At 39.6% G+C, this 14,304-nt stretch carries 16 protein-coding genes; 8 read left to right on the top strand and 8 right to left on the bottom strand.

Annotated features, from left to right (window positions below; translation table 11 throughout):
* Positions 1-296: 296 nt before the first annotated feature.
* From DLD82_RS04885 to DLD82_RS04875, 3 genes are all read right to left on the bottom strand, one after another.
* Complete coding sequence (locus DLD82_RS04885) at positions 297-1,451, bottom strand: hypothetical protein (protein ID WP_109939984.1); 1,155 nt, start codon at positions 1,449-1,451, stop codon at positions 297-299.
* A gap of 253 nt (positions 1,452-1,704) precedes the next feature.
* A complete protein-coding gene (locus DLD82_RS04880; RefSeq protein ID WP_109939983.1) occupies positions 1,705-2,001 on the bottom strand; it encodes a nucleotidyltransferase family protein in 297 nt (98 codons plus the stop codon).
* 45 nt (positions 2,002-2,046) lie between these two features.
* The gene (locus DLD82_RS04875) at positions 2,047-2,244 is read right to left on the bottom strand and encodes a type II toxin-antitoxin system HicB family antitoxin (protein WP_109939982.1); all 198 of its coding nucleotides are present in this window, start codon (positions 2,242-2,244) and stop codon (positions 2,047-2,049) included.
* Positions 2,245-2,422: 178 nt separating this feature from the next.
* Between DLD82_RS04875 and DLD82_RS04870 the strand changes: the two genes are divergently transcribed.
* Positions 2,423-2,974, top strand: a complete 552-nt coding sequence (locus DLD82_RS04870) for a hypothetical protein (protein ID WP_109939981.1) — start codon at positions 2,423-2,425, stop codon at positions 2,972-2,974.
* Between the two features lie 26 nt (positions 2,975-3,000).
* On the opposite strand, the gene DLD82_RS04865 is transcribed toward DLD82_RS04870, so the two are convergent.
* Positions 3,001-3,438, bottom strand: a complete 438-nt coding sequence (locus tag DLD82_RS04865) for an EVE domain-containing protein (protein ID WP_109940059.1) — start codon at positions 3,436-3,438, stop codon at positions 3,001-3,003.
* 67 nt (positions 3,439-3,505) lie between these two features.
* Here DLD82_RS04865 and DLD82_RS04860 point away from each other — a divergent pair, with 67 nt between their 5' ends.
* From DLD82_RS04860 to DLD82_RS04840, 7 genes are all read left to right on the top strand, one after another.
* A complete protein-coding gene (locus tag DLD82_RS04860; protein WP_109939980.1) occupies positions 3,506-3,979 on the top strand; it encodes a Fic family protein in 474 nt (157 codons plus the stop codon).
* Between the two features lie 457 nt (positions 3,980-4,436).
* On the top strand, positions 4,437-5,729 hold the full coding sequence (locus DLD82_RS04855) for an RNA-binding domain-containing protein (protein WP_109939979.1): 1,293 nt from the start codon (positions 4,437-4,439) through the stop codon (positions 5,727-5,729).
* 139 nt (positions 5,730-5,868) lie between these two features.
* The gene (locus DLD82_RS19150) at positions 5,869-6,072 is read left to right on the top strand and encodes a DUF1016 N-terminal domain-containing protein (RefSeq protein WP_245920367.1); all 204 of its coding nucleotides are present in this window, start codon (positions 5,869-5,871) and stop codon (positions 6,070-6,072) included.
* Between the two features lie 85 nt (positions 6,073-6,157).
* A complete protein-coding gene (locus tag DLD82_RS04850; protein ID WP_245920366.1) occupies positions 6,158-7,003 on the top strand; it encodes a PDDEXK nuclease domain-containing protein in 846 nt (281 codons plus the stop codon).
* A complete protein-coding gene (locus DLD82_RS04845; RefSeq protein WP_146199696.1) occupies positions 7,000-7,350 on the top strand; it encodes a hypothetical protein in 351 nt (116 codons plus the stop codon). The genes DLD82_RS04850 and DLD82_RS04845 overlap by 4 nt, the downstream gene beginning before the upstream one ends.
* Positions 7,302-7,442: a Fic family protein gene (locus DLD82_RS19510; RefSeq protein ID WP_369333088.1), complete on the top strand. Its 141-nt coding sequence runs from the start codon at positions 7,302-7,304 to the stop codon at positions 7,440-7,442. Before DLD82_RS04845 ends, DLD82_RS19510 begins: the two co-directional genes overlap by 49 nt.
* Before the next feature lie 671 nt (positions 7,443-8,113).
* Positions 8,114-10,177, top strand: a complete 2,064-nt coding sequence (locus DLD82_RS04840) for a DUF262 domain-containing protein (protein ID WP_109939977.1) — start codon at positions 8,114-8,116, stop codon at positions 10,175-10,177.
* On the opposite strand, the gene DLD82_RS04835 is transcribed toward DLD82_RS04840, so the two are convergent.
* From DLD82_RS04835 to DLD82_RS04820, 4 genes are all read right to left on the bottom strand, one after another.
* On the bottom strand, positions 10,178-10,714 hold the full coding sequence (locus tag DLD82_RS04835) for a hypothetical protein (protein WP_109939976.1): 537 nt from the start codon (positions 10,712-10,714) through the stop codon (positions 10,178-10,180). It abuts the gene before it with no gap.
* A 140-nt stretch (positions 10,715-10,854) separates the two neighbouring features.
* On the bottom strand, positions 10,855-13,647 hold the full coding sequence (locus DLD82_RS04830; RefSeq protein ID WP_109939975.1) for a site-specific DNA-methyltransferase: 2,793 nt from the start codon (positions 13,645-13,647) through the stop codon (positions 10,855-10,857).
* A gap of 9 nt (positions 13,648-13,656) precedes the next feature.
* Entirely contained in the window at positions 13,657-14,001 is a 345-nt protein-coding gene (locus tag DLD82_RS04825) for a HepT-like ribonuclease domain-containing protein (RefSeq protein ID WP_219968304.1), read from the bottom strand.
* Positions 13,998-14,294 carry a nucleotidyltransferase family protein gene (locus tag DLD82_RS04820; RefSeq protein WP_181391260.1) on the bottom strand — a complete coding sequence of 99 codons (297 nt, stop codon included), beginning with the start codon at positions 14,292-14,294 and terminating at the stop codon, positions 13,998-14,000. The genes DLD82_RS04825 and DLD82_RS04820 overlap by 4 nt, the downstream gene beginning before the upstream one ends.
* Between the last annotated feature and the right edge of the window lie 10 nt (positions 14,295-14,304).

The following is a 14,304-nucleotide window of genomic DNA, read 5'->3' as shown; positions in this document are numbered from 1 at the left end:
CCGGGAAGATATGACGGCTTCCTGAGTGATATACAGGGTGAGGAGAAGATCCGGGTTTTATGTGCTCTGGAGTAGTCCATCAAACCGGACCAGGGCTGCATTTGCAGCACCAATAAGAGAGATATGATTGATCCGGTCAATTTCAGTTGGTGGCAAGGGTTCTGGTTTCATGAATGGAGTGGTATTTGTGGGTTATCGGATACCCGCAATCTTGTTTGTGGATCACATGATAGGGATCTGGTACCTATAACCTATCCGGGTATTTTATAGTATGAATAAGTTAGCCCGGTAAAAATTTATCGATCTTTAGTAGGATACAATTGTTGAGAGGTGCCGATACATCCTGTTGATGAACTCTTCAGTTTGCACAGTGAGATCATGTCATACGATACTAATCCTGCATCAAACATTTCCGGGGGGAGTTTTTGAATAGTTTCCCGGAGATTTTTTATGAAATATTCATTTTTTGTTGTGATTATGATTTGTATGCCGTATTGAATCATGGCTATCAGGAATTCTCCGATTAGAGTCTGCTGATTTTCTGTCAGGTGTGCATCTATTTCTTCAATGATGATGATCTGGTCGGCCTCCGACAGATATTTTGTGTACAAAAAAATCGGAGATAGAGCAATTACTGACCCCGGACGGGTTAAGAGGTTCTGTGATAGTCTTCCTTTTTTTATCCTGATATCATAGAAAGTATCTTTGTTCTCTTTTATGATGATTGTTCCATCAAGGAGTGTTTCTTCATACTCCTTCCACCATCCTGTTTTCGGTGTTTCATGATATGCAAGGCTTTCTAACCATGCGATAAAATCTTCAAGAAATGGGGGATATTGTGTTTCTTTATCATCGAGCCAGGGTAATAACTGCATGATTCCATATCGCGATGCTGGGATGAAATATGGGTCCGGGCAGGAATGTGGAAAGATTGTATCCAACCAACATTCTGATGCCTTTTTGATGAACGATTCTACTACATAGTTTTCTTTTTCTGTTTTTGGAGGGTGTGATGGAATTTTTTCAAAGAGATCTTGTGGAAGTGGATAATGACATTCAGGAACGGTGATTGAACTGTTTTTTTCTATAAGGAGGGTTGCAAAACTCTCACCATTCCTGATAGTGATGGTGGCTTCTTTCTCTGTGTCAGGGTATCCGGGAAGATATCGTTGGAGAACTGGGGTCAGGTAAGTATGGTAGTAATCCCTGATACCGGATTGTGCGATATGTTTCGCGAGATCCGGGAGAGGATCATCTCTGTTTTCTGTTGGGATATCCCAATCAGGTACAATATACCAACTGTCCCGGTGGGCAGCAGAGAGGGTATAGATGAGATGGGTAACCAGTGAAAGGGCAGTATCGTCATCGCATGTCAGGATTGTCAGGGGTGTGAGTGAGAGTGAAACTGAGTGAATGGGTCCAAAGTCCTTGATTGTTAGTGTGAGTGTCACTTATGTTCACCAGGTAATGAGTATTACCTGTTTTTGCCGATAATACCTTATATTCATCCTTCATAAGCATTCACACCCTTTTCAGTAGGAAATTCGCCTGGATCCTATCCGGTTGGTCAGGGTAATGGTTATGAGTCATACTAACGAGAATACTTGAATCACATAGCCGGGTTTTAAAACCCAATTTACCACTAACAAAAAAAAAATGACTTCTTAGTTTTGTTTGAATATGCTACCTTAAGTGGATGGAATCTTATACCCAGATTACCTCACGGGATATATATGGGAGGATATAAGGAGATACGCCATCAGTAGTGACGATCTCAATTTTTCTTGGAAATAATGACTGGAGATACGCTTCAAGATCAAGGTATTGTTTGTATGTGACCGATTCCGGATCAAGTTCAATGAGAAGATCGATATCACTTGAGTCTAGGGCTTCATTCCGGACTACAGAACCAAAGAGACCAATCTTTATCACACCAAATTGGTCTTTCAAAACATGAGATTCACGTTTTAATATTGATAGTACCTCATCACGTTCTCTCATTATGTTCACCTTGTCGTTCTGGATTATTTGAATATAGAAATTGTATTATTGGGGAATAGAATCTGTTTTTAATGGTGAAGGTTCATCTTGTAAATGACCCTGAATATGAAATTCCATTTCCTCTATCATATGTTCTTCGACCTCCTCTTTTGTCTTCCCTGTGGCAATACCTCCGGGAAGGTCCGGAACATATGCAGAATAGTTATCACCACCTTTTTCAACAACTATCAAAAATTTTTGCATATCCTTTCATGCTAAATTGCTGTTTGTTTCTAAATACTCATTTCTGTACCTGGAGAAATACCTTCAGATGGATGACCTCCATCCTTTTTTCTTTATACTTCAACACCCACTTGAAACGACGAAGAGCAATCAAAAATCTCTTAACTTGTTAATCTCAATATCATCACATTGAGAAATTATGACCGGACAAATCCCTGATACTGTCATATGGAAGAAGAAAAAATATGATCTCCCGGGATATGAAGGAGAAGAAAATGATGTGGAGTTATTCGATCCGAAAATATTTGGATTATCTCCCCAAGTTATGCATACTGCTTGCTATAGAGGATTTTACTGTACCTATAAAATTGTGAGAAATGTTCTCTATCTGGATATATTATGTGTAAATGATGGGCATGATACCTACCCCACGATTAATGGAATTGATGTATCACCCGGGAGATATGATGCGTATGAATATCTTCATCTGAATCTTCCAATCCAGTATTCAGGCTTATTGAGAATTGGAGCAGATTTCCACTCTGAAAAGTATATTCACATGGGCTTTCAGAAACCGTCTGCATACGGGATTGTTTGGGATCTTGAATTATCAGACGGGAAGATTGTCGGTAAGAAAGATATTTCAGAAAAAGTAAAGGATATCGAGGGGCGATATCACGATAATTATTATCAATATGAGTTAATCGACAGTATTAATGATGCTTTTAAAAGAGATATGAATTTGAGATGAAGTCCTGTAATTGAATCTCTGGAAAATTATCTTCCTTTCTCCAAAATCTTTCGATAATCCCCTTCCGGAATCTCCCTCATTGCCTGCCTGAAATGTCCGGACCACATCGTCTTATTTGTCACAAACCCGAGTTCCGGAATCAGCGGTTTAATCTCAACCGGCTCCTTGAATATTTTCACCGGCTTTAACCGGAACCGGAACGGAAACACCTCTTCCCCCATTTGTGACGGAGCGGTGAAAAGCGGAATTGTATCTTCATAGAGTTCAGTAACTTTGTATTCTCCCATGATGACCGATGGGAATACTTCTTTTGCATGTGTTTCTGACCGGGCATAGATGAGAATGGTATCCCCCACCTTCACCCCGGAATGCAGTCCTTTGCTCCGTTTCGGAACTCCCCAGATATTGTGTTTCTTCACGACCTCCCAGTTCTCCCGGTTACCGGAGGCGATCCATATTGCCATAGTATCAGATTCACCGCACCACAATTTAAAAACATATATCGACCTTCCCGGCATCCTCCTCCCTGGAATGACTATTGAGGATGTGAAGCAGGGGGTTTCAAAGATCCGAAACCGGGTATTAGCACGGGTGTTCCGGGAACTTGACCTGATTGAGCAGTGGGGTTCCGGGTTTCGGAGGATTCTCCGGGAAGCTGAAGAACTCGGACTTTCTGAACCGGTTATTGAAGAGATTGGTATGCGGGTCAGGGTGACGATATTCCTGGCAGAACAACTGAAGATACATGTAACCGAACAAGTAACCGAACAAGTAATCCGGCTTATTCACTGTCTGAAAGATAAGGATCTCAGTGTGAAAGAGATGATCTCCTGCTTAGGGATGAGTCATCGTCCGACATTCATGTATGATTACCTGAAACCGGCCATGGATGGAGGATTTGTAGAGATGACGCAACCGGATTCACCAAAAAGCCCGACCCAGAAATACCGGCTTTCCCGGAAAGGACAGGTGATGTTCTTATCTGAAAAAGGTCAAAACCGGTGATAACAGGGATGAATGGATTTTTTTTGGTTGTCGAACGGGATGCGATGTAACCGTGACTCTCACTCTACATCCATGCTGCTTTGGTGAGTGTGCAACGATAGAGATATCACTCAGTACTATTTTTCGGTAATATTGAGGTTATATCCCGATTTTTGGGTGCATATGTCCTCTATTTATCGGCATCATAACGACCGTCTACTGTTCACCACTGTTCACTGAGAAATGGAACAGTAACTTCTCTATCGTTCCATAATGTTACGGTAAATATGTAACGATAGAATGATCCGGTTGTTAAATTAATCTGCAATGGAGGGGAATCCGTTCTTTCGGGTGGATAATTCTTCCTGGTGTAATTGTCATTTATGCAGTAGTTTACTGTTCACTACTGTTCACTGAGTAATGGAACAGTAACCTCTCTATCGTTACATTTTTGTCTGGTGAGATTGCAACGATACCTATGGATATTGAAGACCTCATTTACCTGATACAATCCGGAGAATCTGAAGTATTAGAGTTTAAAGAATCGGAAAGCAAAAATATTCACCATGAAATTGCCGCTTTTGCAAATTCAGATGGCGGAAAGATATTAGTCGGTGTATCTGATTCCGGGAAGATCATCGGGACGAATGTAAAAGAAGCAATTGAAAAGGTTACCAGTTCCATCCAATCCATTATTCCACCACCCAAGATAAAAACACTGAAGATATCAGTTGATGGTAAGGATATCCTGGTAATCAGTGTAGATAAAAGTCCTACCCTTTGCTCGATCGGTGGTATTGTGTATATCCGGGCGGGTACCGGAGTCCGGCCCCTTTCTCTTCAGGAGATAATTATGCTCTCTTCAGAGATGGGAACTATCCATTGGGATGAAATTCCCATGCTCTCTAAAAAAGAGGCAAAACCCGAGTATATTAACTGGTTTTTTGAAAAAGTTCAGGAGACAAGAGGTAAATCAATATCTGCTTCAAACAGGGCCAGATACCTGAGAAGTGCCAGAGCACAGAATGATTTCAAACTAACAAATGCTGGAATACTCTTTTTCACAGAGGCCACTGAACATATTCCCTCAGCCAGGATAAGAAAAGTGGGCATGAGTGATGAAGGTCCTCAATGGAGTGAAGAATATGAAGGGCCGGTATGGAAAGTAATTGAGGAAGCATATAACGGTCTCATGCGGGATATAAAAAAGATCGATGTCGTATCAGGCACACGAAGAGTGAAGATTGAGGAGTATCCTCCCCGGGCAATTCGTGAGGCTCTGATAAATGCAATTGCTCACAGGAACTACACCATCAGTGCGGATGTGAAGATTCTTATGTATCCTGACCGGTTTGAGATAAAGAATCCCGGTTCCTTAATGCCCGGTGTAGAAATCAGTGATCCAGAGCATATCCCCCGGAATCCTGCATTATCAAACTTGTTGTTTGATTCAGGGTACATCGAGCAATATGGGTTTGGCATAAAGATGATTGAAGAGGAGGTCGCCAGCCATCCGATGTGTTCGGTTGAGTTTAAAGTCTCTCCATCTTCTTTTACGGTGATATTCAGAAAAGAGATCCCCTCGAATCTTGATGATATGGATAGCCAGATCCTCAAACTGGTTCAGGTACCTACGAAAAGTGGAGATATTGCAGCAAGACTGAATGTTTCCAAAAATACCATACTCAGGAGAATTGACCGCCTGGAGAACCTTGGGCTTGTCGAGAAAAAGGGTTCAGGTCCACGGACCATGTATGTCAGAAAACAGTAAAATCCATAGATTGAATAAATTACCCTTCAGCCGATGAATAAAAAAACTGATAGGTGTTCTGGTCTAAAATGATGAGTATAAAATCTGCGAATAAATTCACGGCGAATCATGAGTTTTCATACGGAAAGGTATTCCTGATATGATCGTACATCCACAAACACTCCCGGACCTTCTCGGTTCAATCCGTCATATCCATGAGGAATTAACCGACCAGGCAACCTGGGCAATCAATATCAGTCTCACGCTCCGGAACTGGGTGATGGGATATTATATTGAGGAATATGAGCGGTCTGGTTCTGACCGTGCAGAATACGGTGAACGGTTGATGGACCGGCCTTACTGAAACGCTCTCACTGGCAGGTCTTCCCCGGTGTGAACGGAGAGATTTATACCGGTATCGAAAGTTCTATCGTACGTATCCCCGGATTGTGCAGTCACTGACTCCACAATGTTCAGGACTCATAGATCTCACAAAGTATGTTCCCCCTGATTACCTCACCCGGGACGATGATCAGATTGTGCAGTCAGTGACTGCACAATTGCATCCGGCCGGATCCGTTCTTATCACCCGACTCTCGTTCACGAATCTTTCTGAGTTGATAGAGATTGACGATGACGTAAAGAGGGCTTTTTATGAGGTGGAATGCATCAGAGGGAACTGGTCGGTCCGTGAGTTGAAACGCCAGATCCATGGTCTGTATTATGAACGCTCAGGACTCTCCACCAACAAGGATAAGTTATCTGAATTCACCCATTCTTTGAGTGAGACTACGAACCCGGAGGGAATCATCAGGGATCCGTATGTCTTCGAGTTTCTGGGTCTTACCCCCAGGGAAGTGATGAGTGAGTCACATCTCGAGGATCAACTCCTGGACAAATTACAGGAATTCCTTCTTGAACTGGGTCATGGGTTCTGTTTTGAAGGGCGGCAGAAACGGATACTTATCGGGGATACCTCGTACTATGTGGATCTCGTTTTTTATCACCGGATCTTGAAATGTCATGTGCTTGTTGAACTCAAACTTGCGGAGTTTTCTCATGAGAATATCGGGCAGCTCAATACGTATGTGAGCTGGTACCAGGCAAATATGATGACAGAAGGGGATAATCCCCCGGTTGGAATCCTTCTTTGTACCCATAAGGATCATGCTCTCGTGGAGTATGCCCTGGCAGGGATGGATAATAATCTGTTTGTATCCCGATATCTTTTAGAACTACCGAACAAAGAAGAGATGCAACGGTTTATTGCGAATCAGATGAGGGAACAGGGGTGAGTATTTCCAGGGTGATGATCCAGGATTGTTGTTCTCTCAATTCTGTGAATATGAACCTGCCTATCGGGCAGTGGGTGTCAGTATTTTGGAGGATTCTCCGGGAGGCTGAAGAACTCGGGCTATTTGAGCCGGATATCGCAGAGATCTGGGTGCGGGTTCGGATAACTAAATATCTTGCAGAGAGCCAGCGGATAGAAGTAACCGAACAAGTAACCAGACCGATTCATTGCTTTGGAAATTCTGCAATGAGCGTGAGAGAGATGATGTCCGGAGTCGGGCTGAATCACCTCCGACGTTCATGTGCCATTATCTTAAACCTGCCATGGAGGGAGGGTTTATTGAGATGACCCAGCCGGATTCACCGAATAGCCCGAAACAGAAGGACCGGTTAACCCGGCGGGAAAAATGGTGTTTTTGGAAAATGGGGGTAATGGGATAATATAATTGATGTATGTAGGTTTCCCTACTTCAAAGAGAAACAGGTCTCTCATGGTTGCCTGTGTCCCTTCTTTCCGGAGGATATGAAAGCTTACTGAGTGATTAACGGGATGCTCTGATAAAGTCTTATAAACCGGATCAGGGTTGAATTTACAGCCCCAATGAGAGGAATATGACTGTTCCTTCCCGTCTGGTGGTGGTAAGGGTTCTGGTTTCATGAATGGGTATTATTTGTGTGTCACCAGATACACACAAGCGTATTTGTAGATAACAATATGCTTTTTTAATGCCTACAACAACGAAGAATCAATATTTAGGGGAAGTTTTATCAGGGCCTCGGATTCTGCAGATTTTTCTATCACCTGATTCATACTAATCTTTCATATTGGTTTATTATAATTCAGAAGACCAATCGAATGATCTTTGAATGTGAGAAGATAATTGAGTTTGTATTATCACTTGTTTTTTAGACAGAGCCAAATTTTCCCCTCATAGTAAAAGAAATAAAAGAGATATGATTCTCATAATAATAGTAAGTAGTGAGATTAAATCGTTAATAATATATATTGTGTAAATTCAAAGAGTTGATCTGCTTAAAATTATTCTTATTTGTTAAAATTTATCATTATTTATTGAAGAAAAGTGGATTATTAAAAAAATCGGTATTTATTCATGATTCCCTCCTCAGAAACAATTTCAACAATTTTCTCTGAATCAAGAATATATACAATTCCTGTTTTCCAACGAACATTTGAATGGGATGAAGATTTATGGGAGGGTTTTTTTACAACTCTGATGAGGAAATATGATTCAGATGATCCAACACACTTGGAATTTATGGGTAGTGTAGTAATAAAGGAGATAAATTCTGATCGTAACAGTAAATATTGGGTAATAGATGGACAACAGCGTTTAACTACTATCTTCTTAGCTTTGGCTGCACTAAAAACCTTTATATCAGATAATGATGGCAAAGCTAGTGAAATTGATTCGGTATTATTCTTAAAAAATAAAGATGGAAATCAATCAATTTTATCAAAATTAGAATTATCAGAAACTAATTATTCTGACTTTTCTGCAGTATTAAAAAACCATAATTGTTTTTCAAATTCTAAAATAAAACGTTGTCATGCATTTTTTATAGATAATTTTGAAAAGATGCAATCACAATTAAATTTTTATCGAGTGTTAGATTCAATTCTTAATGGATTACAGTTTATTGTAATAAAATTAGATAAAACTGATAAGGCAGGATATATATTTGAAACTATAAATTTAACAGGTATTCATCTTGAACCAATAGATACAATTAGAAATAATATTCTTGGAAAGTTTGATGATATTGATAAAATGAATTTTTTATATAAAACTTTTTGGCGAGACATAGAAGCAGAATTTAATAACATCGGAGACTTTCCAAATTTTTTACGTTACTTTTTATTAAAAGAACCTGAAAAGTTAAAAAATGGTTTTTTTAAACCGGATCATCTTACCCAAGCAATAATGGACCGTTTATCAATAGAATTAAGGGCAGATTCTCAATTTAAAGATATTGAAGACTTTTTAGCAGAAATGAAAAAATATGCTCGCTATTACAAAATAATAAAGAATCCGAATGAATTACCTCCAATTGATAAAGTATTGAAAGTCCCATTTCAACGATTAAGATACCTCCGAGGGACCCAATATATGCCCTATTTAATGAAAGTTTATGGCCTCTATAAAGACAATAAAAAAATTATTATTGAAACTATTCTAGAAATTGTGAGAGCAATTGAAACTTATTACGTAAGAAGATCAGTTTGTGGGCAAAATTTTGTTATCGCTGAAAAAATGTTTTTTGATCTTTGCTCATCAATACCATCAGAATCTAATATCACTTTATTGAACAATCTGAAAAAAGTCATTTTTAAGGAGTTACCATCAGATGGTACCTTTGAGAAAAATTTTCAAAAAAGCGATTTTTATAAATCAAGCGAATTTAATCTTCTTACTCAATTTATTCTACTATCTATTGAAGAAAGTAAAGGTGGTATGGGTGTGCACTATAATCCCGATGAGAAATTTACTATTGAACATATTATGCCTCAAAATCTTACAAAAGAGTGGGAAGAGCATTTAGGGAGATTTGTCAATGACCATGAATACTATGTTCACACGATTGGTAACCTGACTTTAGTTACGTCTCAAGTTAATTGCACACTATATAACAATTATTGTACATTTAAATTCGAAGAGTTGAAAAAGACTGGATTTTGTATCAATAATGAATTGTCATGCAAAAATCAATGGAAAATCAACGATATAGAAAAAAGAGCTGAGGAATTTTCTAAGATCGCATTAAAAATTTGGCAGGGTTTAGAAGGAATAGAATTTCGGCCACTCGAAAAAAACTCACAATTATTATCTCTCACAATTAAAGGTGAAACATATGATGTAACGAAAATTACCCCACTAATTGAATTAACAATTAAAGGAATTTTATCTAATAAACAATGGACACTTAAAAATTTAATAGATAAGGATATTGAAAAAAAAATATCCCTGGTTCAATTAGAGAAATCAGATTATATTTTTGATTGTGGTGAAAATGGGATAATTTATTGTAAAAAAATTCCTAAATTGGAGAATGCTTACAAATTTTGTAGAAACCTAATTGAGTCTGCAGGATGGGAACCAAATGTTGACTGGTATGGAGTTGCGAAGAAAGATAAAATAAAATATCAATTTGCTTGACTACCTTTCTTTAATTATCCATCGATTATTATCCCCTTTAATCCCATAATATTTAGGATGATCATCATTTTGCAAATATTTATACAACCTTGCAACAGTAATACCAAGTTCTAACGCAATTTCTTTTGTAGATTTTCCACGAACCACTTCTTTCTGCTTTTTATTCATATAATCAAAAATGGAGGGCCATGCTACTCTATAGATTCGACCAATTTTTTCTCCATTAATAATCCCCTTATTGATTTTTTCTCGAATTTGTGTTTGTATAGATTTAATATTTTTTCCAAATCCCGTTTCTAGCAATAATTCTCCAGCGATATGAGTAGAAATCCAAATATTTGAATCCATAATAGAGAACTTAGTCCCTCGTGGAAGCGTCTTTTTTGCAAATTCTTCTAAATTTGCAATGACATTTGGATTTTCCAATTTTTTTCCACATGAGATACAGAATAAATTTTTATTTAAAGCCTCGGTGTCATAAAAAATATTTGTGCTACCACAAGAACAATCAATTATTTCTTTTAATAAATAATCCATAATTTATTCCTTCACGAAATAATTATTTATGAGTTACAAATTTTTTCATAAGAATCTTATATTTGACATTTAATGGAGTGTATTGATGAATATTATGATCTACTTCCATTTATGAAAATGGTTTGTGACGATTCCTCCCCTCACACCCCAAACACCTTCAGCACCTCATCCCCATAGTGGTTTATCACTTTCACTGCAATCTTCCCACTCTCCGGAACGAGAAACGTTCTGCTCACCGTTCTGTATATCTCTTCCCAGGCAGACTCATTCACTTCAGCTTTGAGTGCTTTCTTCAACTTATCATACGGTTTATCTGCACCGGTAAAGTAAGCATGACGGACAAAGAAACTCTCTCCATTGTAATCGGTATCGATAAACCAGCAGGCAACATCATCTGTCGAAGAACTCCGGACCTGTCCGGTTGTCGGATCATAAACATCCACTCCCTTCAGTTCTACGGTAATGAACCCTTTATCCTTAACAATATCGATATCCGGCTCTCCGAAGATCATAAAGAGATTCCCGCTTCCGGTCTTCTTCAGGAGTTCATCTCCCATAGCAAGGTCAGGGTTCATCTTCACCGGTAATACCATCAAATTGCCATACCTCTTTACTTCTTCAGAGACGTGCGGATCAAAAGCAAACCCACAGACCAGGAGAAGATCATATCCTAGACCCTGAACAGCTTCTTTTACGGCTTCTTTCACCTGCTGAGGCCCGACAGTTCCATGTTCCGGACCAATGGAAAGTGCAACACGTTTTTCGGTCCCGTCTTCCTCATGATATGTACCGGTTGCATGAATCCATGAACCGGCAAATAACTCCAGGGTGTCCAGTTTTAACCGCTCATTCTTCTTGGTATTCTGCACCCCGGCTTTCCGGATATTATCAATAATGATGGTGGTAAAGTCCTGATGCTGCTCTTTCTCTTCTGATGAAACCACCCCGTCAATATTCCCGTCAGCAGGGAGAACACGGTGAGGAGAGAGGGATTCCACCGTGAAGGGACCGGTGACACGAACCCGCTTTTTATCTTCATAGGGTTGGTCATAGAGAAGTTCAGTATCTGCCCGCTGAGCGATAGATTCATCAATGGAATCCTGCCGTTGTATGCGTATATTCCACCATTCTTCGAGAAGATCAGTAATCTCTTTTGGTCCGTCTTCAGGTCGTGGAATCTCCCATTCTTCCCATTTCTGTTTCGCCTTTTTATTGATCTTCTCACGTACCGGTTCCATGAGAGCAAGATATTTTTCATAGATGGAATCGATATCTTCGTTATTTGCGATAGATTTGAGCGTGATATGGGGTACTCGTTTGTAGACAAACCCCTTCCTGATGTCATGGAGAGTCTTTGTTTTGATCGGGTCTCTTCCTATAATCTTCGCTTCCTGCTCCAATCCTTCAGGAGAGTCAGAGAGATAATAGAACGGATACCTGGCTGCCATGAGCCGTGTTCTGGCTAATGCCAGTGCAACCCGTGATGTGTCGATAGTTATCCAGCGACGACCCCATTGTTCTGCTACGTAAGCAGTGGTCCCGGATCCACAGGTTGGGTCGAGGACAAGATCTCCGGGATCCGTGGTCATGAGGATGCAGCGTTCGATAACCTTTGTCGAGGTTTGAACAACAAAAACCTTGTCTTCAGTAAAACTACCTGTACCTGTGTCAGTCCATAAATTCACATATGGATATGCTGGAAAATCATCAATGTATCTAACATATCTAAGAGTTGATCCCGAACGTGTAATTCTATTTGATCTTATTAATCTTGCAACTCCTACCGAATGCGTTTTCCAAAATCCTTTACCTGGTAAATATTTTTGCCCATAAAAAGTTATTTCATATCCCGTTGTACTCCCACCAGATTGACTTGTAATATCACTGGTCATGAATATTTTACCTGGAATTTTTGGAGAGTTTATTATTTCTGCTTTCTGCATGGGAGTTAATTTTTGCCGCATTAAATTTGGAAATTCTATCCAACTATATACTCCTGATTTATCAGTTAGTAATCCTTTTTCCTGAAAAATTTGACGATATTTAATACATTCTCGGTTTTTTCCATACCAAAGAATATAATCAATAGATGAAGCAGCAAGTTTACTCGTCTGACTTGTTGTTTTCACAAAAGCGATTTGAGCACAAAAATTCTCTGTTCCGAAAATTTCATCTAATAATGAGCGGATCAAATGAACATTTTCATCGCCTATTTGAATAAAAATACTCCCCGATTCAGACAATAATTCTCTTGCGATGATTAATCTATCTCTAATATACGACAAATAAGAATGAATCCCTAATTCCCAGGTATCACGAAAAGCCTTTACCTGTTCGGGTTGCCTGGTCACATCATCTGCTTTACTGTCAGAGACATTTCTTTTTCTCGTACTAACCTGCCAGTTACTCCCAAATTTAATCCCATAGGGGGGATCCAGGTATATCGTCTGGACTTTCCCTTTCAGCCCTTCTTTCTCGGCCAGGGAAGCCATCACGAGAAGACTATCACCCAGAATCATCCGGTTACTCCAATTCTGGTCATGCTGGTAGAACTCTACCCGCTCATCAAATTCTTCCGGAAGCCCGTTAAAATCATCAAAGAGCGAGACCTGATAGGTGCTGCCTGCCTCTTTTACTCCGTCTGCTTTCTTCTGGTTCTCTAAAAACTCTTCAATAATGACCTTGGGATGGATCTTCTCCTGTATGTAGATCGGAACAGATGGAACCTCAAGATCTTTTCCATCCTGTTCATCCTTCCCCTTCCAGACCAATTGGGGATCAAGAGAAGGATCACGGGGATACCGAAGAATGGATGGATTATGTTCATCTCCTATAACAAAATCACGAAGTTCTTCGGTGGGAATATTTTTTCGCTTCTCATTGTGACGTATTGCGTCGATACCTGATTTTGCGGGTTGTTTTTTTGGTGGCATGATTATACTCTATTCGGTTTTAATATCCTCAATGATCCTCCGGATCTTTCTATCAAGGTCAGGAATATCATATTTGATTACTGACCAAACGACTATCCATTTAATACCAAAATACCCGTGAATGAGTTTATCCCTCATACCGGCAATATCACTCCAGGGAATCTCCGGATGAGCATCCCGAAGATCAGGAGAGAGATTTTTCACCGCTTCACCGATTATCTCAAGAGAACGGGGAATAGAACGACTGAGATCAGGATCTAATCTGATATCGTCAACAGTCAGAGTATCAGTTTTATCGAGAATATACTGAATTTCATCCAGGATGTGATACAGAAACGGGATGGATGCTTTCAAACCCAGACCACCTCCCGGGAGATATACGGGAGGATGTAAGGAGAAACACCATCAGTAGTGACAATCTCAATTTTTCTGGGGAATAATGACTGGAGATACACTTCAAGATCAAGATATTTTTTGTAGGTTACCGATTCTGGATCTAACTCAATAAAGAGATCAATATCACTACTCTCTCCTGCTTCATTCCGAACTACGGATCCGAAAAGACCGACCTTTAAAACCCCAAACCGGTCTTTTAAATCATGAGATTCGCGTTTTAAGATTGAAAGTACCTCTTCCCGTTCTGTCATTATCATCACC

The sequence above is a fragment of the Methanospirillum stamsii genome (assembly GCF_003173335.1).
Classification (GTDB): Archaea; Halobacteriota; Methanomicrobia; order Methanomicrobiales; family Methanospirillaceae; genus Methanospirillum; species Methanospirillum stamsii.
This window is presented reverse-complemented; position numbering and strand designations above follow the sequence as displayed.

Bases quoted from the DNA above. Each gene is read 5' to 3' on its own strand.
- DLD82_RS04865 (WP_109940059.1), bottom strand. From the start codon at position 3,438: ATGGCAATATGGATCGCCTCCGGTAACCGGGAGAACTGGGAGGTCGTG.
- DLD82_RS19150 (WP_245920367.1), top strand. From the start codon at position 5,869: ATGATCGTACATCCACAAACACTCCCGGACCTTCTCGGTTCAATCCGT.
- DLD82_RS04820 (WP_181391260.1), bottom strand. From the start codon at position 14,294: ATGACAGAACGGGAAGAGGTACTTTCAATCTTAAAACGCGAATCTCAT.
- DLD82_RS04830 (WP_109939975.1), bottom strand. From the start codon at position 13,647: ATGCCACCAAAAAAACAACCCGCAAAATCAGGTATCGACGCAATACGT.
- DLD82_RS04870 (WP_109939981.1), top strand. From the start codon at position 2,423: ATGACCGGACAAATCCCTGATACTGTCATATGGAAGAAGAAAAAATAT.
- DLD82_RS04860 (WP_109939980.1), top strand. From the start codon at position 3,506: ATGACTATTGAGGATGTGAAGCAGGGGGTTTCAAAGATCCGAAACCGG.
- DLD82_RS04855 (WP_109939979.1), top strand. From the start codon at position 4,437: ATGGATATTGAAGACCTCATTTACCTGATACAATCCGGAGAATCTGAA.
- DLD82_RS19510 (WP_369333088.1), top strand. From the start codon at position 7,302: ATGTGCCATTATCTTAAACCTGCCATGGAGGGAGGGTTTATTGAGATG.
- DLD82_RS04840 (WP_109939977.1), top strand. From the start codon at position 8,114: ATGATTCCCTCCTCAGAAACAATTTCAACAATTTTCTCTGAATCAAGA.
- DLD82_RS04875 (WP_109939982.1), bottom strand. From the start codon at position 2,244: ATGCAAAAATTTTTGATAGTTGTTGAAAAAGGTGGTGATAACTATTCT.
- DLD82_RS04835 (WP_109939976.1), bottom strand. From the start codon at position 10,714: ATGGATTATTTATTAAAAGAAATAATTGATTGTTCTTGTGGTAGCACA.
- DLD82_RS04880 (WP_109939983.1), bottom strand. From the start codon at position 2,001: ATGAGAGAACGTGATGAGGTACTATCAATATTAAAACGTGAATCTCAT.